A 19237-nucleotide genomic window follows, 5' to 3' on the forward strand; every position below is an offset into this window, starting at 1 on the left:
GGTACTGCAGGGGGGACCCTGTGGGAGAGTAGGACGCCGCCGAACAATTATTGTGGGAAAGCCCCGCACCTTCTGGTGCGGGGCTTTTCTGCGTTTACAGTCAGGGCATGCGCTATGAACTGGTCATCTTCGACAACGACGGTGTACTCGTCGACAGCGAGCCGCTGTCCAACGCCATCCTGGCCGCGTACCTGACCGAGCTCGGGCATCCCACCTCGTACGAGGACTCCCTCCGGGACTACATGGGGGGTGCCGTGCACCGGGTGCACGACCTGGTGGCGGAGCGGACCGGGCAGCGGTTGCCGGACGACTTCGACGAGGTCTTCCACGCACGGGTGTTCGCCGCTTTCGCGCGGGAGCTGGACGTGGTGGCCGGCGTACCGGAGGTGCTGGAGAAGCTCACCGCCGACGGGGTGCCGTACTGCGTGGCGTCCTCGGGGAGCCATGAGCGGATCCGGGTGGGGCACCGGAAGACCGGGCTGGACCGCTGGTTCCCGGCGGGCGCGGTCTTCAGCGCGGAGGACGTGGGAAGGGGGAAGCCGGCGCCGGACCTCTTCCTGCACGCCGCCGAGAAGATGGGCGTGGCGCCCGAGCGGTGCGTGGTCGTCGAGGACAGCCCGCTCGGCGTACGGGCGGCCCGGGCGGCCGGGATGGACGTGTACGGGTTCACGGCGATGACGCCGGCCGGGAACCTGGCCGGGGTGAACGGCTCCTTCGACGACATGGGCGAGTTGCTCGGTCTGCTCGCGTGAGTGATCTGTCCAGGGGTGGGTGAGCGCCCCTACGCTGTGCCGCCATGACGGATGCGCGGTTGAGGCGTGGGCGGGGTTCGCTGGCGGTCTCCTTCTTCGTGCAGGGGGTGACCTTCGCGGTCCTGGTGACACGCATCCCGGCCGTCCAGGACCGGTACGGGATGTCCGACGCGCTGCTGCCGGTGTTCCTGGCGGCCGTTCCGGTGCTCGCCGGCGTGGGGAGCGTGCTCGCCGGGAAGCTGGTGCGGCGGCTGGCGCCGGGCGTGGTGCTCCGGTGGGCGCAGCCGGTGGTGCTGCTGGCCCTCCTAGGGGTGGGGGCGGGGGAGCGGCTGTGGCACGTGGCCGTGGCGCTGGGCGTGTTCGGTCTGGCCGTGGGGGCGCTCGATGCCTCGATGAACATGCTGGGGGTGAGCCTCCAGCGCGCGTACGGACGCAGCATCATGCTCGGGTTCCACGCCGCGTACAGCCTGGGCGGGATCGTCGGGGCGTCGCTCGCGTGGGCGGCGGTGCACTGGCGGGTGGGGCTGGGGTGGTCGTACCTGTCGGTGGTCGTGGTGGTGCTGCCGGCGGCGCTGCTGGCGAGCCGGTGGTACGTGGCGGGCCCCCAGGGCGTCGAAGGGGGCTCCAGGGGCCGTTCGACGGGGCTGCTGATGCCGCTGTGCCTGGTGATGACCTTCGCGTACATCGGCGACTCCACGGTGTCGAACTGGAGCGCGAAGTACCTGACGGATGTGCTGGGCGGGTCGGAGGAGCTGGCGACCGTTCCGTACAACGCCTATATGGTCACGACCCTGTTGGGGCGGACCGTGGGGGACCTCGGGGTGCGGCGGTTCGGGGCGGGGGCCGTGGTGCGGGGCGGGGCGGTGCTGGCGGCTGCCGGGTTCGGGGTGGTGGCCGGGGCGCCGGGGGCGTGGGCCGGGGTGGCGGGCTTCACCGTGCTGGGGCTCGGGCTGAGCGTGCTGGTGCCGCAGACGTTCGCGGCGGCGCGGGGTGACGCGGAGGTCGCGCGGCTGAACGTCTTCAACTACGTCGGGTTCCTGGTCGGCTCGCCACTGGTGGGCGCGCTCGGGGACGCGTGGAGCTACCGCGGGGCGATGCTGGTGCCGATGGTCCTGGTGCTGGTGACGCTGCGGTACGCCCGGTCGTTCAGCGCTGAACCGGACCGATACGGTGGCGGGCATGAGCGGCCGCGCACTGTTGATGTGGGATGACGCACTGACCGGGTACGACTTCGGGGCCGGGCACCCGATGGACCCGGTGCGCCTGGCACTGACCATGGGGTTGGTGCGGGCGTACGGGCTGGATCGGTCCGTCGAGGTGACCGCCGCCAAGCCGGCCGGGGACTCGACGCTGCGGCTGGTGCACCGCGAGGACTACGTGGCGGCCGTGCGGGCGGCGTCGGCGGATCCGCGGGCGGCGGACCAGGCGTACGGGCTGGGCACGATGGACGACCCGGCGTTCGCGGGGATGCACGAGGCGTCGGCGCTGATCGCGGGGCAGTCCGTGGGCGCCGCGGAGGCGGTGTGGCGCGGCGAGGCCGCGCACGCGGTGAACTTCGCGGGCGGGCTGCACCACGCGATGCCCGGCTCGGCGGCGGGTTTCTGCATCTACAACGACGCCTCGCTGGCGATCGCCCGGCTGCTGGAGCTGGGCGCCGAGCGGGTGGCGTACGTGGACGTGGACGTGCACCACGGGGACGGTGTGCAGGCGGCGTTCTGGGAGGACCCGCGGGTGCTGACCGTCTCGCTGCACGAGCACCCGCGCACGCTGTTCCCGGGGACCGGGTGGCCGGAGGAGACGGGCGCGCCGGGGCCGGCCGAGGGCGGCGCGGTGAACGTGGCACTGCCGGCGGGTACCGGGGACGCGGGCTGGCTGCGGGCGTTCCACGCGGTGGTGCCCGAACTGCTGGCGGACTTCCGGCCCCAGGTGCTGGTGACGCAGCACGGGGCGGACACGCACTTCGAGGACCCGCTGGCCCATCTGGCGGTGTCGCTGGACGCCCAGCGGGCGGTCCAGGCGGCCTGTCACGACCTGGCGCACACGTACGCGGAGGGGCGGTGGGTGGCCCTGGGCGGCGGCGGTTACGCGGTGGTCGACGTCGTACCGCGGTCGTGGACGCACCTGGTGGGCATCGCGGCGGGTGCGCCGGTGGAGCCGGAGTCGGTGGTGCCGTCGTCGTGGCGGGACGAGGTGTACGCGCGGACGCGGCAGCTCGCGCCGGGGCGGATGACCGACGGGCGGTGGCCGGTGTCGTGGCGCGGCTGGGACGAGGGGTACGACCCGGCGGACCGGCTGGACCAGGCGGTGCTGGCGGCGCGCCGGGCGGCGTTCCCGCTGCGGGGGCTGCTGCCATAAGGGGTGTCTCGCCGATCAGGCGAGACACCCCCCAGCGAACCGCCCGGCCGGCTCCGTTGGGCGCGGTTACGCCAACTGTGGGGTGTCCGCCCCGTTCCGGCTCCCCGGGGGGCGGGCTGCGGCAGCATCGGCAGGGTGTTGAGTACCGGTGCGCTGCGCGCGCATTTGCTGGCGGCCGGGCTGGCCGGGCCGGTCGCCACGTCGCGCGAGGCCAGTCTGCGGAGCTATCGCCTGTTCGCGGTCCGGGACCCCCGGGTGACGCTCGGGCTCGATCCCCGGTGGGCGTGGGACGAGCGGGACCTGTTACGGCTGATGGCGGCCAAGTGCGGGGTGTCCGGCGACCCCGCGTACCGCTCGGGACCGGACGCCATCGACCCGGAACGGACGCTGAGCGCGCTGGGCGCGTTCGCCGCGCGGCTGGGCGAGGCGGCCCGGCGGCGGGCCCCGGTGCTGCTCGGGACCGGGCATCCGCACCGGCTGCTCGGCTTCTACGCCGGGCTCGCAGACGCTTTGTCGGCGGCCGGATGTCTCGTTCTCACACCCGCGAAGGGGCGATGTGTCGACATAACGACCCGGTTCGGCGTACGTACGTACAGTCTCGACTACGTACGGGGAGTCGCGTTGGTGCGGGAACCAGGACGTGAAGGCGCCGGTTGTGAGACCGGCGCACACACCCATTCACCCCTCCCGGTGAGGGCCGCCCTGGAGGGTCTCGCGGAGGTCGGCGGGCCGCTCCCGGAGCTCGTCGTGGGGGACCACGGATGGGTCTGCGGAGCAGGTCAGCTCGGTATCGAGGCCGTCGGCCTCGCCGACACGGACGACCCCGCGCTGTTCGTCGGGGAGGCCGAGGGACGGGTGTCCGTGGCCGTCCCGATCGATGACGCTGTGCGGTCCGATTACTACCGACCGCTTACTCGCTATGTACTCAATCGGGCGTGTCTGTCACAGTAGGCGGCCGGTGGTAGCTCCTCTTCCCCACTCGTATCACCCGCCCCTAGTCTGGTGAGTGAGCGCACCGCGACGAAGAGTCACCGGAGGGGAAGCCGGTGGGCGTTGTGGGCGGAAGGTACAGGTGGGTCATGGCTGCTGCTGGCGAGAGGCCTCTCAACGAGGTCAAGTTCCTGACCGTGGCGGAAGTCGCCTCGGTGATGCGAGTGTCGAAGATGACCGTGTACCGCTTGGTGCACAGCGGTCATCTGCCGGCGATCCGGGTGGGCAGGTCGTTCCGGGTTCCGGAGCAAGCGGTTCACGAGTACCTCCGGGAGTCCTTCGTGGGGGTGGAGACCGCCTAGCGGTCCCCGACGGGGTCCCACGTACCCCTCGGATTACAAGCTCGGCGCTCCGGCCGGTAGGCTAGGCCGACGTAGGTCGTGTGGGCCCAGACGCCCCGCACCGAGATCCCCGCTCATAGCGGGGGTGTTCCGAGAAGTGAGCGAGGGTAGTCGTGGGCTCTGTTATCAAGAAGCGGCGCAAGCGGATGGCCAAGAAGAAGCACCGCAAGCTGCTCAAGCGCACCCGCGTGCAGCGTCGCAACAAGAAGTAAGCGGCGGCTGTACGTGCGCAGATCGTGGCCCTCCCACCGGTTTCCGGCGGGAGGGCCACGGTGTTTCCCGGGCACCCGCGCCGCCTCCAGGGGTGCGGCGGTCATTACAGCGCATCATTCACCCGCTACGGTGGCGCAGAGGCGAGGACCGAACGGAAGGCGCTGATCTTGGGGAAGGTCGTGCTCGTCACCGGCGTGGCCCGGCGGCTGGGCGGCAGGTTCGTCCGCCGTGTCCAGCGCGATCCCGGCGTGGAGCGGGTGATCGGCGTGGACGCCGTTCCGCCCCCGCACGGGCTGGGTGACGCGGAGTTCGTCCGTGCCGACATCCGGCAGCCCGCCATAGGGCGGGTCCTGGCGGAGTACGGGGTCGACACGGTCGTCCACATGGACGTCACCGGGACCCCGCTGGGCAGCGGCGGCCGGACGGCGGTCAAGGAGACCAACGTCATCGGCACCATGCAGCTCCTCGGGGCGTGCCAGAAGTCTCCGACGGTCAGCCGCCTGGTGGTGAAGTCCAGTACGAGCGTCTACGGCTCGGCGCCCCGCGACCCGGCCGTCTTCCTGGAGACCACCCCGCCCAAGTCCCTGCCGAGCGGAGGCTTCGCCAAGGACGCCGTCGAGGTGGAGGGGTACGTCCGTGGCTTCGCGCGCCGCAGGCCCGATGTGGCCGTGTGCGTGCTGCGGTTCGCCAACATCCTGGGACCCACCGCGGACTCGCCGCTCGCCGAGTACCTGTCGCTGCCCGTACTGCCGACGGTGTTCGGCTACGACCCGCGGCTCCAGTTCGTGCACGAGGACGACGTGGTCGAGGTGCTGCGGATCGCCGCGCGGGAGCCGCGGCGCGGCACTCTCAACAGCGGCACCTTCAACGTGGCCGGGGACGGGGTGCTGACGCTCTCCCAGTGCTCGCGGCGGCTGGGGCGGCCCACGGTGCCGGTACTGCTGCCGGCGGTCACCTGGGTCGGCACGGCCTTGCGCACGCTCGGTGTGACGGACTTCTCACCCGAGCAGATCCGGCTCCTGACGCACGGTCGGGTGGTCAGCACCGTGCAGATGCGCGAGACGCTCGGGTTCGAGCCGGCATACACGACCGCCGGGGCCTTCGCGGATTTCGCCCGGAGCCGCGGGCCCGGCCTGCTGCCGCCGGAGGTCCTCGCGGGGGCGGTCGACCGGGTCGCCGCGTCCCGGCTGCCGCTCGCGGCCCCCGGCGGCGGCGCGGCGAAGACGACTCACAGCGCCGGATGAGGGAGCGCGATTCAGCGATGGCGGACGCCAAGGTCATTCCGTTCGACGACGACCGGTCACGCGGTGGCGCGGCCACCCCCCGGCCGGGACGCCGGCGGCCCCTCCTGGGCGGCACGCGGCGGCGGAACGGCGAGGGGGCCGTGAGCCCGCTGCCGGCCCCCCAGGCGGCCGGGACGGCCTCCGCAGCGGCCCCGGACGGCCCGGAGGAGGCGCGCGGGGAGACGGCCGGCGTGAGGGGCGGGGAGAGCGGCGGCGCGGCACGCGGCGACTGGGAGCGGCGGATCGCGGGCGGGCTGGCGTTCCTGCGGCGGCGGGTCACCGGCGAGTACGAGGTCGACGAGTTCGGCTACGACGAGGAGCTGACCGACCAGGTCCTGATGTCGCTGCTGCGGCCGCTGTACGAGAACTACTTCCGCGTCGAGGTGAAGGGCATCGAGAACATCCCGTCCGAGGGCGGGGCGCTGGTGGTGGCGAACCACTCGGGCGTGCTGCCGCTGGACGGGCTGATGATGCAGGTCGCCGTGCACGACAACCACCCGGCCGGGCGGCACCTGCGGCTGCTGGCCGCGGACCTCGTGTTCATGCTGCCGGTCGTCAACGAGCTGGCCCGCAAGGCGGGGCACACGCTGGCGTGCGCGGAGGACGCGGAGCGGCTGCTCCAGCGCGGCGAGGTCGTCGGGGTGATGCCGGAGGGCTTCAAGGGCATCGGGAAGCCGTTCAGCGAGCGCTACAAGCTCCAGCGGTTCGGCCGGGGCGGGTTCGTGTCGACCGCGCTGCGGGCCGGCGTGCCGATCGTGCCGTGCTCGATCGTGGGGGCCGAGGAGATCTACCCGATGATCGGCAACCTGAAGACCCTCGCGCGGGTGCTGGGGATCCCGTACTTCCCCGTCACTCCGACGTTCCCCTGGCTGGGGCCGCTCGGGGCGCTGCCGCTGCCGACGAAGTGGACCATCCAGTTCGGTGAGCCCATTCCGACGGACGGGTTCCCGCCGGAGGCGGCGGAGGATCCGATGCTGATGTTCAACCTGACGGACCAGGTGCGGGAGCAGATCCAGCACACGCTGTACAAGCTGCTGGTGCAGCGGCGGTCGGTCTTCTTCTGACAGTGCCGCGCCGGCGGCCGCCGTGGGGACAGGTGGGTGCCCTTCGGAGAGGGGCGCCCACCCGTCCCGCTGTCTAGCCGGCGTCTTCCTCGTCGATGCCCAGGCCCGGGATGATGCCCGGGAGGATCGGCGGGATGGTGACGTCCGGGGCCGGCGACTGCGTCGGCTGGCCGCCGCCACCGCTGCCGGTGGCCGGCGGGGGCGTCGTCGGGTCCGGTTCGAGCAGGCCGCCGGTGTTGCCGCCGAGCAGGCCGTCGTCCTTCGCCGTGCCGCTCCCGGAGCCGGAGGGGCCGGGTTTGCCGCTGCTGCCGGAGGGCCGGCTCTCCGGGCTGGACGGGGCCTGGTGGGACGGCCCGGTGCCGGAGGAGTCCTTGGTGGCGCCGGGGCGGCCGGATCCCCGGCCGTCGCTCCGCTCCGGGGGCTGCGGTAGCTGGGAGCGGAGCGGTCCGACCTCTTCGTCTATGGCGTCGAAGACGTCGCTCACCTCGTCCCGTACGTCGGTGAGCTGGACGGGCAGCCGGTCGCGCAGCCCGTTCCAGGCCTCGCGGTGGCTGCGGGCGAACGAGTTGAGCGTGGCCATCGGGGCGATGGCGCCGTCCCGCTCGTACGCCAGGCGGAGCAGCCGGTGGCCCTCGGCGGCGTCGTGCTTCATACCGTTGAGCGCCCGCCGGATTTCGCCCAGGGACTCGTGGTCCAGTGCCCCGGATCTCCCGCGCTCCATGAGGCGGCGGGCCTCGCTGAGCCGGGTGGAGGCCTGGTCGAGGTAGATCCCGCCCCGGTCGGCGTCGTCGTCGGCCATACCGAGCTTGAGGTCTTCCATCCCGCGCTTCAGCCCGTACAGCGAGTCACCGGGGAGGGCGTCGGAACTGGCAGCGGCCACTCCGCTGAACGCGCCCGCCGCCACCCCGACCGTGAGCCCGCCGGCGGCGAGCCCCTTCGACCAGCGGGAGCGGGGCCGCAACTTCCGGAGCGCGGTGGCGCGGTGGGCGCCCCGCCCGGTCGCCGCCCGCTGCTCCGGCACCGTAGGGCCCGCGGACGCGCTCCCCTCGGCGAACATCGCCTCCATGGCGGCGACGAGCTGCGCTCGCTGCACCACCTTCACCTCGGGGTCCAACTCCGGCTTCGGCAGATCGGCGAGACCGTTCGCCAGGGCCAACAGCCGGCCCTGCTCGGTCGGTTCGACCGATGCCTCGGGCTGCTCGGCCGCCTGCTCTTCCAGGGCCTGGGCGAAGGCGTTCGCCCGCCGGTGCGCCGATACGTTCGCGATCACTGGCGGCACCTCCTCTCGTCATGACGGTCGACTCCCCGGGGGGTCCGGAAGGTTGCACACCTTGAGCACATCCACCCGAATGAGTGAGTGGCTGGGGCCAGGGTGCGACCACAGGGAGCCTGCATCCCGCACAACGAGCGGCTCGGCACTTGGGTTACGCACGAAAGATGATCGGACCAGCGCGTCATCGAGGCGTCACCGACGGTGAGTTGAGGTGGACAGGGTCAGCGGGCGTCTTCGGGGAGCAGACGCGCCAGGGTGCGGACCGCCCGGTACTGGAGGGTCTTGATCGCACCTTCGTTCTTGCCCATGACGCGGGCGGTCTCCGCGACGGACAGGCCCTGGAGGAAGCGCAGGGTCACGCACTCCTGCTGCTGGGGGTTGAGCTTGCGGACCGCCTCCAGCAGGGCCGCGTTGGAGAGGGACTCCAGGACCGAGTCCTCCGGGCTGCGCTCCACCTCGTTGGCGTCGAGCATTTCGCCGGTGGTCACTTCCAGTCGGAACCGGCTCGATTTGAAGTGGTCGGCGACCAGGTTGCGAGCGATGGTGACCAGCCAGGCGCCGAAGTCGCGCCCCTGCCAGGTGAAGGTGGAGATGCGGCGCAGGGCGCGCAGGAACGTCTCACTGGTCAGGTCCTCGGCCGTCGCCTTCCCGCCGACGCGGTAGTAGATGTAGCGGTAGACGGTGTCGCTGTACTGGTCGTACAGACGGCCGAAGGCGTCGGCCTCGCCGGCCTGGGCCCGCTCGACCAGCTCCATCATGCGCGCGCTGTCGCTGTCGGCGGAGGGCCGGCGGGCGGTGGTCGAGGTACCCGAACCGCTCCGGCCGCCGCGTCTCCCGACGGCTGCACCGCCGTCGGCGAGGGCATAGCAAGGACCGGCGGGTGCCGGTGAGGCGAAGGCCGGGACGGCGTACGCGGTGGGGACGAAGCCGCGCAGATGGTCGATGACCGTCGCGCGGAGCGTAGCCAGGCCCGAGGCGTCAACCCCGACGTGTGGGTACACGGGACTCCCAGAGGCAGAGCTTCCATCACGTGCAGTACGGAACCTTTCACCCGTCGTAGCGACGGACGGGGGTCTCGTATGCGTCTGAGGAGAATAACGCTTAGTGCAGGGAGCGCTACGCCGAGTTGCTCAAATCATCGATTCAGTCGCTTCTCTTGCGTCTACGCGGCTGATCAAGTCGCACTTGGTGATCAGGTATTGATCGGATTACTTCGAGAAGTGTTTGGCTGCGGGATCTCTTGTGGCCGAGTGCGCGCGGGGCGACTGGCGCGCGCCGAAGGGGGGTAAGAGGCCCGGTTCGGGCGTGCCGGGGCGGCGGCCGGGCCCGGGGGTGTGCCGTGGGTCAGCGGCGGCGGCGGTGGAGGGCCACCGCGGCGGCCGTGCCGCCGGCCAGGGCGCCGACGCCCGCGGCGGCCGGGATGCCGACCTTGGCGGCCTTGCGGCCGGTGCGGTAGTCGCGCAGCCGCCATTCCCGGTCGCGCGCGTACCTGCGGAGCTTGGCGTCCGGGTTGATGGCGTACGGGTGGCCCACCAGGGACAGCATGGGGATGTCGTTGTGGCTGTCGCTGTAGGCGGCGCAGCGCGACAGGTCCAGGCCCTCGGCGGCGGCCAGCGCGCGGACCGCCTCGGCCTTGGCCGGGCCGTGCAGGGGCTCGCCGACGAGCTTGCCGGTGTAGACGCCGTCCACCGACTCGGCCACCGTGCCGAGCGCCCCGGTCAGGCCCAGGCGGCGGGCGATGATGGTGGCCGTCTCGACGGGGGCGGCGGTGACGAGCCAGACCCGCTGGCCGGCGTCGAGGTGGGCCTGGGCGAGGGCGCGGGTGCCGGGCCAGATGCGGTCGGCCATGTACTCGTCGTAGATCTCCTCGCCGATGGTCATCAGCTCGGACACGCGGTGGCCCTTGACGATGGACAGGGCGCTGTCGCGGGCGTCCTGCATGTGCTCGGGGTCCTCGACGCCGGCGAGCCGGAACCAGGCCTGCTGCCAGGCGAACCGGGCGAGTTCGCGGCGCTGGAAGAACTTCCTCTTGTACAGCCCGCGGCCGAAGTGGAAGATCGCCGCGCCCTGCATCACGGTGTTGTCGAGGTCGAAGAACGCGGCGGCGTGCTCGTCGCCGTGGACGGGGAACTGGGGTTCGGGTGCCGGCTGCGAGGTCTTGCGGGCGGCCTCGGCCGACGCTTCGCCCGCCAGCACGCTGCGCGCGGTGGCGGAACGCCTGTGAGGAGTGAGCCATCCCGGTGCGGCCATGCCGTGAGCATAGCCACTGTGTTCGGTCCTCCCCGACCCGTGGGGGGACGCCATGGCGTGAACTTCATGGGGCGCTCGAGTGACGCGGGCGCAGAATGGGGTGCATGTTCGGACGTACGAAGAAGAAGGCCGGTCCGCGGACGGTGACCCTCATCGGGAAGCCCGGGTGCCACCTGTGCGACGACGCGCGGGCGGTGGTCGAGGAGGTCTGCGCGCAGACGGGCGCGCGGTGGGAGGAGAAGGACATCCTCCAGGACGAGGAACTGCACCGGGCGTACTGGGAGCAGGTCCCGGTGGTCCTGGTGGACGGGGAGCAGCACACGTTCTGGAAGGTGGACGCGGGGCGGCTGCGGCGGGCCCTGGAGGGCTGAGCCGGGTGGGGTGACCGGGAAAGGCGGTTACCATCGTGAGCGTTTTGTTGCGCTTCGGGGGCGTGGTCATGAGGAGTGTGTACCGCTTTGTCCCCTTCGGCACGTGAACGGACCGAGGCGCGCCCCGGTTCCGGGATGGCGCGATCGGTTCGCGTGAGCCCGGTCACTTTGCCCGGACAAAATGGACACCATCTTTGTGCACGCGTTCACAAAGACATAGCCTGCTGTCGACGGGGCGGTCTTGGTACGTATGGCCGCCTACAGCCCCGCTCATCCCGCAGGAGCACCGTGGCAACTGGCCGAACACACCGACCGGCGACCCGTAGCCGAGGAATCCCCGAGGCCACCGTCGCCAGGCTTCCGCTGTACCTGCGGGCGCTCACCGCACTGTCGGAGCGCTCCGTACCCACGGTCTCCTCCGAGGAGCTCGCGGCAGCGGCGGGGGTCAACTCCGCGAAGCTGCGCAAGGACTTCTCGTACCTCGGCTCGTACGGGACCCGTGGCGTGGGCTACGACGTCGAGTACCTCGTCTACCAGATCTCCCGCGAGCTCGGGCTCACCCAGGACTGGCCGATCGTGATGGTCGGCATCGGTAACCTCGGCGCCGCCCTCGCCAACTACGGCGGGTTCGCCTCCCGGGGCTTCCGTGTCGCCGCGCTGATCGACGCCGACCCCTCGATGGTCGGCAGGCCGGTCGCCGGCATGCCCGTCCAGTTCATCGACGACCTCGAGAAGATCGTCGACGAGAACGGCGTCTCCATCGGTGTCATCGCCACGCCCGCCGGCGCCGCCCAGCAGGTCTGCGACCGGCTCGTGGCCGCGGGCGTCACCTCCATCCTGAACTTCGCGCCCACCGTGCTCTCCGTCCCGGACGGCGTGGACGTGCGCAAGGTCGACCTCTCCATCGAGCTCCAGATCCTCGCCTTCCACGAGCAGCGCAAGGCCGGCGAGGAACCCGGCGCGGGCGCCGAGGCGGTCCTGCCGCCCGCCGTGCGCGACGCCGCCGCGGCGGCCGCCGCCGCCGAGGCCGAGAGCCGGAAGGGACCTGACGGGGACATGCCCGCCGTGATGCCGGCATGAGCCTCCTCGTCGTCGGTCTCAGCCACCGCAGCGCCCCCGTCAGCGTGCTGGAGCGGGCCTCCCTCGACGCCGACACGCGCGCCAAGCTGCTCCAGGACACCCTCGCCGCCGAACCGGCCACCGAGGCCGCCGTCCTGGCCACCTGCAACCGCATCGAGCTGTACGCCGACGTGGACAAGTTCCACGCGGGCGTCGCCGAGCTGTCCACCCTGCTCGCCCAGCACAGCGGGGTCGGGCTCGAGGAGCTCACCCCCTACCTGTACGTGCACTACGAGGACCGCGCCGTCCACCACCTGTTCTCGGTGGCCTGCGGGCTCGACTCCATGGTTGTCGGCGAGGGCCAGATCCTCGGGCAGATCAAGGACGCCCTCGCGCGCGGCCAGGAGCTCCACACCGCCGGGCGGCTGCTGAACGACCTCTTCCAGCAGGCGCTGCGGGTCGGCAAGCGGGCCCACACCGAGACCGGGATCGACCGGGCCGGCCAGTCGCTCGTCACCTTCGGGCTGGAGCAGCTCGCCGCCGGCGGCGACGTCGCCGCCTGGGCCGAGGGCAAGCGGGCGCTCGTCATCGGCGCCGGCTCGATGTCCTCGCTGGCGGCCGCCACGCTCGCGCGGGCCGGGGTCGGCGAGATCGTCGTCGCCAACCGGACCCCGGAGCGCGCCGAACGGCTCGTACAGATCCTCACCGAGCCCGGCGGCACCGGCGTGGCCGCGAGCGCGGTGTCCATGACCGCCGTCAGCGAAGAACTGACACGTGCGGACATGGTCGTGTCCTGCACCGGCGCCACCGGGCTGGTCCTGACGGGCGTCGCCGTCGAGAGCGCGATGGCCGGCCGCACCGCGCCGCTGGCGCTGCTCGACCTCGCCATGCCCCGCGACATCGACGCCGCCGCGCACCGGATCGCCGGCGTCCGGCTCGTCGACATCGAGTCGCTCGCCGACGCCTCGGCCGACGCGCCGATGGCCGCCGACGTGGACCAGGTGCGCGGCATCGTCGCCGACGAGGTCGCCGCCTTCGGCGCCGCCCAGCGCGCCGCGCACATCACCCCCACCGTCGTCGCGCTGCGCACCATGGCCGCCGACGTCGTCGCGGGGGAGATGACCCGGCTCGAAGGGCGGCTGCCCGGCCTCGACGACAAGCAGCGCGCCGAGATCACCCAGACCGTGCGCCGCGTCGTGGACAAGCTCCTCCACGCGCCGACTGTACGGGTCAAGCAGCTCGCCAGCGAGCCCGGCGGCGCCGGGTACGCGGACGCGCTGCGCACACTCTTCGACCTCGACCCGGAGACGGTCGCCTCCGTCAGCCGGGCCGACGTGAACGACGCCGATCACAAGAACCGAGGGCGAGTATGACCGAGAGGGCCCAGCAGACCGAGAGGGCTTTGCGGCTCGGGACCAGGCGCAGCAAGCTCGCCATGGCCCAGTCCGGGCACGTCGCCGACGCGGTCGGGCGGCTGACCGGGCGCCCCGTGGAGCTCGTGGAGATCACCACGTACGGTGACACCTCCCGCGAGAACCTCGCGCAGATCGGCGGCACCGGCGTCTTCGTCACGGCGCTGCGCGACGCGCTGCTCGCCGGCGAGGTCGACTTCGCGGTGCACTCGCTGAAGGACCTGCCCACCGCGCAGCCCGACGACCTCGTGCTCGCCGCCATCCCGCGGCGCGAGGACCCGCGCGACGTGCTCGTCGCCCGGGACGGCCTGCGGTTCGAAGAGCTTCCGGCCGGAGCCCGCGTGGGCACCGGCTCGCCGCGGCGCATGGCGCAGCTCAACGCGTACGCCCGCGCCCACGGCATGGAGATCGAGTGCGTCGCCATCCGGGGGAACGTCGACACGCGCATCGGCTACGTCCGCAACGGGGAGCTCGACGCGGTGGTACTCGCCGCCGCCGGGCTCAACCGCATCGGACGGGGTGACGAGGTCACCGACTTCCTGTCGGTCGACACCGTTCTGCCCGCTCCCGGCCAGGGAGCCCTGGCGGTCGAGTGCACGGCGGCCGACGCCGGCCTCGCCGCCGCGCTCGCCGAGCTCGACGACCCGTACACCCGGGCCGCCGTGACCGCCGAGCGGTCCCTGCTCGCCGCCCTGGAGGCCGGCTGCAGCGCACCCGTGGGTGCCCTGGCCGACCTTCTCCCACTCTCGGCTCCGCTCGAGTGGGGGGACCCCCAGGCCGATGGGCAGGTTGTTCATGAGATGCGCCTGCGGGGCGTCGTCGGCACGACCGACGGCTCCACGCTGGTGCAGTTGTCCACCACCGGTCCCGTACCCACGTCGCACGGCGACGCTGTCGCGCTCGGTCGCGAGCTCGCGTCCGAGATGCTCGCCAAGGGTGCGGCCGGTCTTATGGGGGAGCGAGCACTTTGAGCCCCATCACTGCATCCAAGGCTTCCTCCGCGTTCTCCGCGTGCGGGCACGTCACGTTCCTGGGCGCGGGGCCCGGAGATCCGGGGCTGCTGACACTGCGCGCCGTCGAGGCCCTGTCGGGCGCTGACGTCCTCATCGCCGAGCCGCATGTGCTCGACGTCGTACGCGGCCATGCCCGGGCGGGCGTGAGCACGCCGGAGCTGGCGGTCGTTGACGAGGCGTCAATGGCCGCCGGGGTCCCCGTGTTGAGGGATGCGACCAATCTTGTCATGGAGGCCGCGCGGGGCGGCAAGCGGGTCGTCCGTGCGGTCAGCGGCGACCCCGGGCTCGACGGCGACGCGGGCGCCGAGATGCTCGCCTGCGCCGCCGAGGGCATCCCCTTCGAGGTCGTCCCCGGTGTCGCCGCCGCCGTCGGCGTGCCCGCCTACGCGGGTGTGCCGCTGCGGGACGCGCAGGGCGCGGACGTGCGCTTCGTGGACGCGCGGACCGCGAGTGAGCGGTGCTGGGCGGAGGTGGGGGCGTCGGACGGCACGGTGGTCGTGTCGACGTCGCTGGACTCCGTGGCCGCCGCGGCCGGTGAGCTGGTGTCGGCGGGCCGTAAGCCCGACACCCCGCTGACCGTGACGGTGGCCGGCACGACGACCCGGCAGCGTACGTGGTCCGCGACGCTCGGCTCCATCGCGCAGGTGCTCAAGCAGGCGAAGGTGCTGCCGTCGCCGGACGGTCACCAGCCCGTCATAGCCGTGGTCGGTGAGCGCAGTGCCGCCGCCCAGCGCGACCAGCTCGCGTGGTTCGAGTCCAAGCCGCTGTTCGGCTGGAAGGTCCTCGTACCGCGCACCAAGGAGCAGGCGGCGTCGCTCTCCGACCAGCTCCGCTCCTACGGCGCCGTGCCGAGCGAGGTCCCCACCATCGCCGTCGAGCCGCCGCGCACGCCGCAGCAGATGGAGCGGGCCGTCAAGGGGCTCGTCACCGGGCGGTACGAGTGGATCGCCTTCACCTCGGTCAACGCGGTCAAGGCGGTGCGGGAGAAGTTCGAGGAGTACGGGCTCGACGCCCGCGCCTTCGCCGGGATCAAGGTCGCCGCGGTGGGCGAGCAGACCGCCGCCGCGCTGGTCGAGTTCGGTGTGAAGCCGGACCTCGTGCCGAGCGGCGAGCAGTCGGCGGCCGGACTGCTGGAGGACTGGCCCCCGTACGACCCCGTCTTCGACCCGATCGACCGGGTCTTCCTGCCGCGGGCCGACATCGCCACCGAGACGCTGGTGGCCGGTCTCATCGAGCTCGGGTGGGAGGTCGACGACGTCACCGCCTACCGGACCGTGCGCGCGTCGCCGCCGCCGGCCGAGACGCGGGAGGCCATCAAGGGCGGTGGCTTCGACGCCGTGCTGTTCACGTCGTCGTCGACCGTGCGGAACCTGGTGGGCATCGCCGGCAAGCCGCACAACGTGACCGTCATCGCCTGCATCGGGCCCGCCACCGCCAAGACGGCGGAGGAGCACGGGCTGCGGGTGGACGTGCTGTCGCCCGAACCGTCCGTGCACAAGCTCGCGGAGGCGCTCGCCGAGTTCGGGCTCCGGCGCCGGGCGGCCGCCCTGGAGGCCGGTGACCCGGTCACCCGGCCGAGCGAGCGGCGCCCGGGCGCGCGGCGGAGGCGTACGACCTGACCGGATCCTCGTCGGCTCCTGATCGGTTTCGGGGTGGAGGGCATCCAAATGGGTGCGCTCCACCCCGTCGGCGTGTGCCGGAGGCGGTCGGAGACCGCCCCCGTCACCGACTGAACGCGGACTCGGCCCGCACCCCGATCAGCCGGGGGCGGCCGCGGGCGTGCGGAGTGCGTCAGCGCCCGGACGCGTACGGCAGGAAGGCCGCCCAGGCGGTGGGCGCGAGGGTGAGGCGGGGGCCGGTGGGGTTCTTGCAGTCGCGGACGAGGATCCGGTCCGTCATGGCCGCGACCTCGACGCAGTCGGGGCCGTCGTCGGTGCTGTAGCTGCTCTTGATCCAGGCCACTTCGATGCAGTCGGGGCCATCAGCCGTGCTGTAGCTGCTCTTTATCCACTCCGCTGCGGCCCTGGCCTTGGACGGCTTGAGCGTCATGTCCTTGTCTCTCCCAGTACTTTCTCGATGAAGACCAACGACTCCCGTGGGCTGAGAGCCTGCGCGCGGATGGCTCCGTAACGGATGTCGAGGGCTGTTGTTTCCGAAGTGGCGGTGCGCGCTCCGGCAGGGTGTCGGCAAGAGCAGGGGTGGGGCGGGCGTAGCGTGGGCGTATGACTTCGTACGGATCCTTCCCCGGTTCGCGGCCGCGGCGGCTGCGGACGACGCCCGTGATGCGGCGGATGGTCGCGGAGACGCGGCTGCACCCGGCCGACCTGATCCTGCCCGCGTTCGTGCGGGAGGGCGTGAGCGAGCCGGTGCCGATCTCGGCGATGCCCGGCGTGGTGCAGCACACCCGGGACACCCTGCGGAAGGCCGCCGTGGAGGCGGTCGAGGCCGGGGTCTCCGGGATCATGCTCTTCGGGGTGCCGGAGGACGCGAAGAAGGACGCGGCCGGTACGGCCGGGACCGATCCGGACGGCATTCTCCAGGTGGCCATCCGGGACGTGCGGGCCGAAGTCGGCGATGAGCTCGTCGTCATGTCCGATCTGTGCCTCGACGAGTACACCGATCACGGGCACTGCGGTGTGCTGGACGCCGAGGGGCGCGTCGACAACGACGCCACCCTGGAGCGGTACGCCGAGATGGCGCAGGTCCAGGCCGACGCGGGCGTCCATGTGGTGGGCCCCAGCGGGATGATGGACGGCCAGGTCGGGGTGATCCGGGACGCCCTGGACACCATCGGCAAGGAGGACGTGGCGGTGCTCGCCTACACGGCGAAGTACGCCTCGGCGTTCTACGGCCCCTTCCGCGAGGCGGTCGGCTCGTCGCTGAAGGGCGACCGCAAGACGTACCAGCAGGACGCGGCCAACCAGCGGGAGTCGATGCGGGAGCTGGCGCTCGACCTGGAGGAGGGCGCCGACATGGTGATGGTCAAGCCGGCCGGGCCCTACCTGGACGTGCTGGCGAAGGTCGCGGACGCGGTGGACGTGCCGGTCGCGGCGTACCAGATCAGTGGTGAGTACGCGATGATCGAGGCCGCCGCGGAGAAGGGCTGGATCGAGCGGGACAAGGCGATCCTGGAGTCCCTGACCGGCATCAAGCGGGCGGGCGCGCAGATGATCCTCACCTACTGGGCGACCGAGGTCGCCCAGCGGCTCGGAAGGGTCTAGTACCTAGTCCCACCAGAAGGTCCAGTCCTGGCGGTCGAGCACCTCCTCGGCGGCGTAGGCGCGCAGGGTTTCGTAGCCGTCCCAGACGTTGTCGGGGCAGAGCGCGTAGTGCTCCGCGGCCACGGCCAGGGCGTCGGACAGGGTGCGGGGCGGGGCGGCGACCGAGACGGTGAGCAGGTCGTGGCCCAGGCCGACCAGCCGTATGCCGAACCGGTCCTCCCAGGAGCGCAGGACGGTGGAGAGCTGGACGGCGTCCGCGTGGTTGGAGGCGCCGCCCCAGCCGAGGACGGCCGGGACGTCCGCGCCGCGGCGGGCCGGGACCAGGGCGCCGCGCGGGCCCTCCAGCCAGTCGTCGGCGCCGGTGAGCTCGGCGGTGACGCGGGCGGCGGTGTCGTCCGGGTCGGTGCCGCCCTCGCCGGGCGGGGCCAGCCCGGGCCAGGTGGTGGAGAAGGGCGCGAGGGCGGCGAGGTCCTCGTCGTCCTCGGACAGCTCGTGCCACAGGTCGGTCAGGGTCGTGGCGGGGTCGTGGTCGTCGGGGTCGGCCACCTGGCTCGCGTGGAAGTACTGGGTGTCGGTGAGCAGCACCGGTTGCAGGCCGGCGGCTTCCCGGGCGGGCAGGAGACGGGCCCAGGTGTCGGGCGTGGCGGGCTCGTCCGCGTACCAGAGCGACGGCTGGACGCGCAGGGTGCCGGGCGGCAGGTCCAGGCCCAGCGCGTTCGGGTTGATGACCATGGAACGACCTTAGGCGCCGCCACTGACAATGCTCAGGGACGGGACTCGTACAGGACGGCGTGGTAACGGCCGTCCGTTTCCCGGCCGGTGGGGTCCGCACCCGCGAGGCGTACGGCGGAGACGGCGGCGCGCCGCTCCTGGGCGCCGGTGAAGAGACGCTGCGGATAGGTGCGTTCGGGGTCGGAGCGGGTGGTGAGGCCGAAGTCCGCCAGGCAGGACGCGATGGGGGCGTACGGCATCGTGCGGAGGATGAAGGCGCTCACCCACACCGGCTGTCCGGCGCATTCGAGCAGCGCGGTGAAGGTGCGGCGACTGAGGAAGGTCCCGCCGCCGGTGAGCGTGATGAGTCCGACGTCCGCCATCGCCGCCGCCAGGGCCGGGGAGGGGGCGTGCTCCTCCAGGTTGTCGGGGTGGACGGCGTCGAGGAGGCCGACCGACCGGGCGTAGTCGAGGGCGCCGCAGGCGATGTCGAGGCCGACCACGCGGACGGCGTCGGGGCGGCGCCTGGCGGCGTAGAACTCCTTGTCGTGTTCGATGAGTTCGGCGGTCGTCAGGTGCCTGACCCCGGCGCTCGTGTAGTGCGCGTAGAGGTCGGCCAGGGACAGGTCGTGGTTGAGCAGCGCGGCGTTGATGCCGTACGAGCAGCACAGGTCGAGCACGGTGAGGCCGGGGTCGGCGCGTTCAGCGACGGTGCGGCGGAAGACGGCCTGGGCGTGGTGGGGGATCTCGTACGCCAGGGGCGCGAGGCGGGTGAAGTAGGCGCGCGGGTCGGGGCGGTCGTAGATGTCGTCGAAGCCGGTCATGCCCTGCATGCGGTCCTCCTGCCGGACGGGTGGGCGCAGGGCATCCTGTCCCGCCCGGCGCCCCCGGCGCTGGGTGCGAACGGGGGCGCATGGGGGCAGGGGGGT

General features: G+C 72.3%; 20 protein-coding genes and 1 pseudogene. 14 read left to right on the top strand and 7 right to left on the bottom strand.

Annotated elements, in window-relative coordinates; translation table 11 throughout:
- Positions 1-107 precede the first annotated feature (107 nt).
- The 8 genes from ACZ7LK_RS05875 to ACZ7LK_RS05910 all read left to right on the top strand — a co-directional run bounded on the left by ACZ7LK_RS05875 (position 108) and on the right by ACZ7LK_RS05910 (position 6998).
- On the top strand, positions 108-752 hold the full coding sequence (locus tag ACZ7LK_RS05875) for an HAD family hydrolase (protein ID WP_392272659.1): 645 nt from the start codon (positions 108-110) through the stop codon (positions 750-752).
- Positions 753-796: 44 nt separating this feature from the next.
- Complete coding sequence (locus tag ACZ7LK_RS05880) at positions 797-1963, top strand: MFS transporter (protein ID WP_469464089.1); 1167 nt, start codon at positions 797-799, stop codon at positions 1961-1963.
- Entirely contained in the window at positions 1932-3107 is a 1176-nt protein-coding gene (locus ACZ7LK_RS05885; RefSeq protein WP_392272657.1) for an acetoin utilization protein AcuC, read from the top strand. The genes ACZ7LK_RS05880 and ACZ7LK_RS05885 overlap by 32 nt, the downstream gene beginning before the upstream one ends.
- A 135-nt stretch (positions 3108-3242) precedes the next feature.
- A complete protein-coding gene (locus ACZ7LK_RS05890; protein WP_469464088.1) occupies positions 3243-4058 on the top strand; it encodes a phosphatase in 816 nt (271 codons plus the stop codon).
- A 128-nt stretch (positions 4059-4186) separates the two neighbouring features.
- Positions 4187-4399: a helix-turn-helix domain-containing protein gene (locus ACZ7LK_RS05895; protein ID WP_064070100.1), complete on the top strand. Its 213-nt coding sequence runs from the start codon at positions 4187-4189 to the stop codon at positions 4397-4399.
- Positions 4400-4551: 152 nt separating this feature from the next.
- A complete protein-coding gene (locus tag ACZ7LK_RS05900; RefSeq protein ID WP_003948845.1) occupies positions 4552-4650 on the top strand; it encodes a 30S ribosomal protein bS22 in 99 nt (32 codons plus the stop codon).
- Positions 4651-4818: 168 nt separating this feature from the next.
- Positions 4819-5895: an NAD-dependent epimerase/dehydratase family protein gene (locus tag ACZ7LK_RS05905; protein ID WP_469464087.1), complete on the top strand. Its 1077-nt coding sequence runs from the start codon at positions 4819-4821 to the stop codon at positions 5893-5895.
- A gap of 17 nt (positions 5896-5912) precedes the next feature.
- On the top strand, positions 5913-6998 hold the full coding sequence (locus ACZ7LK_RS05910) for a lysophospholipid acyltransferase family protein (protein WP_471138649.1): 1086 nt from the start codon (positions 5913-5915) through the stop codon (positions 6996-6998).
- A 73-nt stretch (positions 6999-7071) separates the two neighbouring features.
- Here the strand turns inward: ACZ7LK_RS05910 and ACZ7LK_RS05915 are convergent, their stop codons facing one another.
- From ACZ7LK_RS05915 to ACZ7LK_RS05925, 3 genes are all read right to left on the bottom strand, one after another.
- Entirely contained in the window at positions 7072-8268 is a 1197-nt protein-coding gene (locus ACZ7LK_RS05915; RefSeq protein WP_469464085.1) for a DUF5667 domain-containing protein, read from the bottom strand.
- A gap of 224 nt (positions 8269-8492) precedes the next feature.
- Positions 8493-9272: an ECF subfamily RNA polymerase sigma factor, BldN family gene (locus ACZ7LK_RS05920; protein ID WP_392272652.1), complete on the bottom strand. Its 780-nt coding sequence runs from the start codon at positions 9270-9272 to the stop codon at positions 8493-8495.
- Positions 9273-9615: 343 nt separating this feature from the next.
- On the bottom strand, positions 9616-10521 hold the full coding sequence (locus tag ACZ7LK_RS05925) for an HAD family hydrolase (protein WP_392272651.1): 906 nt from the start codon (positions 10519-10521) through the stop codon (positions 9616-9618).
- 95 nt (positions 10522-10616) lie between these two features.
- On the opposite strand from ACZ7LK_RS05925, the gene ACZ7LK_RS05930 reads away from it, so the two are divergent.
- The 5 genes from ACZ7LK_RS05930 (at position 10617) to ACZ7LK_RS05950 (ending at position 15995) form a co-directional block, all read left to right on the top strand.
- Positions 10617-10892, top strand: a complete 276-nt coding sequence (locus ACZ7LK_RS05930; RefSeq protein WP_392272650.1) for a glutaredoxin family protein — start codon at positions 10617-10619, stop codon at positions 10890-10892.
- A gap of 288 nt (positions 10893-11180) precedes the next feature.
- Positions 11181-11972: a redox-sensing transcriptional repressor Rex gene (locus tag ACZ7LK_RS05935; protein ID WP_469464084.1), complete on the top strand. Its 792-nt coding sequence runs from the start codon at positions 11181-11183 to the stop codon at positions 11970-11972.
- Positions 11969-13324, top strand: coding sequence for a glutamyl-tRNA reductase (locus ACZ7LK_RS05940; protein WP_471138653.1), 1356 nt, complete (start codon positions 11969-11971; stop codon positions 13322-13324). The genes ACZ7LK_RS05935 and ACZ7LK_RS05940 overlap by 4 nt, the downstream gene beginning before the upstream one ends.
- Positions 13321-14334 (top strand): hydroxymethylbilane synthase, encoded by a 1014-nt coding sequence (hemC, locus tag ACZ7LK_RS05945; RefSeq protein ID WP_392272647.1) that lies wholly within the window; start codon positions 13321-13323, stop codon positions 14332-14334. The genes ACZ7LK_RS05940 and hemC overlap by 4 nt, the downstream gene beginning before the upstream one ends.
- The gene (locus ACZ7LK_RS05950) at positions 14331-15995 is read left to right on the top strand and encodes a bifunctional uroporphyrinogen-III C-methyltransferase/uroporphyrinogen-III synthase (RefSeq protein WP_392272646.1); all 1665 of its coding nucleotides are present in this window, start codon (positions 14331-14333) and stop codon (positions 15993-15995) included. The genes hemC and ACZ7LK_RS05950 overlap by 4 nt, the downstream gene beginning before the upstream one ends.
- Before the next feature lie 172 nt (positions 15996-16167).
- Here the strand turns inward: ACZ7LK_RS05950 and ACZ7LK_RS05955 are convergent, their stop codons facing one another.
- Together ACZ7LK_RS05955 and ACZ7LK_RS05960 are read right to left on the bottom strand one after the other, a co-directional pair.
- Positions 16168-16425, bottom strand: a complete 258-nt coding sequence (locus tag ACZ7LK_RS05955) for a DUF397 domain-containing protein (RefSeq protein WP_392272645.1) — start codon at positions 16423-16425, stop codon at positions 16168-16170.
- Positions 16422-16517 (bottom strand): annotated as a pseudogene (locus tag ACZ7LK_RS05960) (transcriptional regulator); the annotation flags it as partial. The pseudogene ACZ7LK_RS05960 and the gene ACZ7LK_RS05955, both read right to left, overlap by 4 nt.
- A gap of 81 nt (positions 16518-16598) precedes the next feature.
- Here ACZ7LK_RS05960 and hemB point away from each other — a divergent pair.
- Positions 16599-17597: a porphobilinogen synthase gene (hemB, locus tag ACZ7LK_RS05965; protein ID WP_392272644.1), complete on the top strand. Its 999-nt coding sequence runs from the start codon at positions 16599-16601 to the stop codon at positions 17595-17597.
- Positions 17598-17600: 3 nt separating this feature from the next.
- Here the strand turns inward: hemB and ACZ7LK_RS05970 are convergent, their stop codons facing one another.
- Together ACZ7LK_RS05970 and ACZ7LK_RS05975 are read right to left on the bottom strand one after the other, a co-directional pair.
- Positions 17601-18329 (bottom strand): DUF4253 domain-containing protein, encoded by a 729-nt coding sequence (locus ACZ7LK_RS05970; RefSeq protein ID WP_392272643.1) that lies wholly within the window; start codon positions 18327-18329, stop codon positions 17601-17603.
- A gap of 32 nt (positions 18330-18361) precedes the next feature.
- The gene (locus ACZ7LK_RS05975; protein ID WP_471138656.1) at positions 18362-19141 is read right to left on the bottom strand and encodes a hypothetical protein; all 780 of its coding nucleotides are present in this window, start codon (positions 19139-19141) and stop codon (positions 18362-18364) included.
- Positions 19142-19237 lie beyond the last annotated feature (96 nt).

Source organism: Streptomyces sp. NPDC039423, assembly GCF_055598725.1.

Coding starts and splice junctions, on each gene's coding strand:
- ACZ7LK_RS05925 (WP_392272651.1), bottom strand. CDS start 10,521: ATGGCCGCACCGGGATGGCTCACTCCTCACAGGCGTTCCGCCACCGCG.
- ACZ7LK_RS05975 (WP_471138656.1), bottom strand. CDS start 19,141: ATGCAGGGCATGACCGGCTTCGACGACATCTACGACCGCCCCGACCCG.
- ACZ7LK_RS05880 (WP_469464089.1), top strand. CDS start 797: ATGACGGATGCGCGGTTGAGGCGTGGGCGGGGTTCGCTGGCGGTCTCC.
- ACZ7LK_RS05885 (WP_392272657.1), top strand. CDS start 1,932: ATGAGCGGCCGCGCACTGTTGATGTGGGATGACGCACTGACCGGGTAC.
- ACZ7LK_RS05875 (WP_392272659.1), top strand. CDS start 108: ATGCGCTATGAACTGGTCATCTTCGACAACGACGGTGTACTCGTCGAC.
- ACZ7LK_RS05895 (WP_064070100.1), top strand. CDS start 4,187: ATGGCTGCTGCTGGCGAGAGGCCTCTCAACGAGGTCAAGTTCCTGACC.
- ACZ7LK_RS05970 (WP_392272643.1), bottom strand. CDS start 18,329: ATGGTCATCAACCCGAACGCGCTGGGCCTGGACCTGCCGCCCGGCACC.
- hemC (WP_392272647.1), top strand. CDS start 13,321: ATGACCGAGAGGGCCCAGCAGACCGAGAGGGCTTTGCGGCTCGGGACC.
- ACZ7LK_RS05955 (WP_392272645.1), bottom strand. CDS start 16,425: ATGACGCTCAAGCCGTCCAAGGCCAGGGCCGCAGCGGAGTGGATAAAG.
- ACZ7LK_RS05930 (WP_392272650.1), top strand. CDS start 10,617: ATGGGGTGCATGTTCGGACGTACGAAGAAGAAGGCCGGTCCGCGGACG.
- hemB (WP_392272644.1), top strand. CDS start 16,599: ATGACTTCGTACGGATCCTTCCCCGGTTCGCGGCCGCGGCGGCTGCGG.
- ACZ7LK_RS05940 (WP_471138653.1), top strand. CDS start 11,969: ATGAGCCTCCTCGTCGTCGGTCTCAGCCACCGCAGCGCCCCCGTCAGC.
- ACZ7LK_RS05910 (WP_471138649.1), top strand. CDS start 5,913: ATGGCGGACGCCAAGGTCATTCCGTTCGACGACGACCGGTCACGCGGT.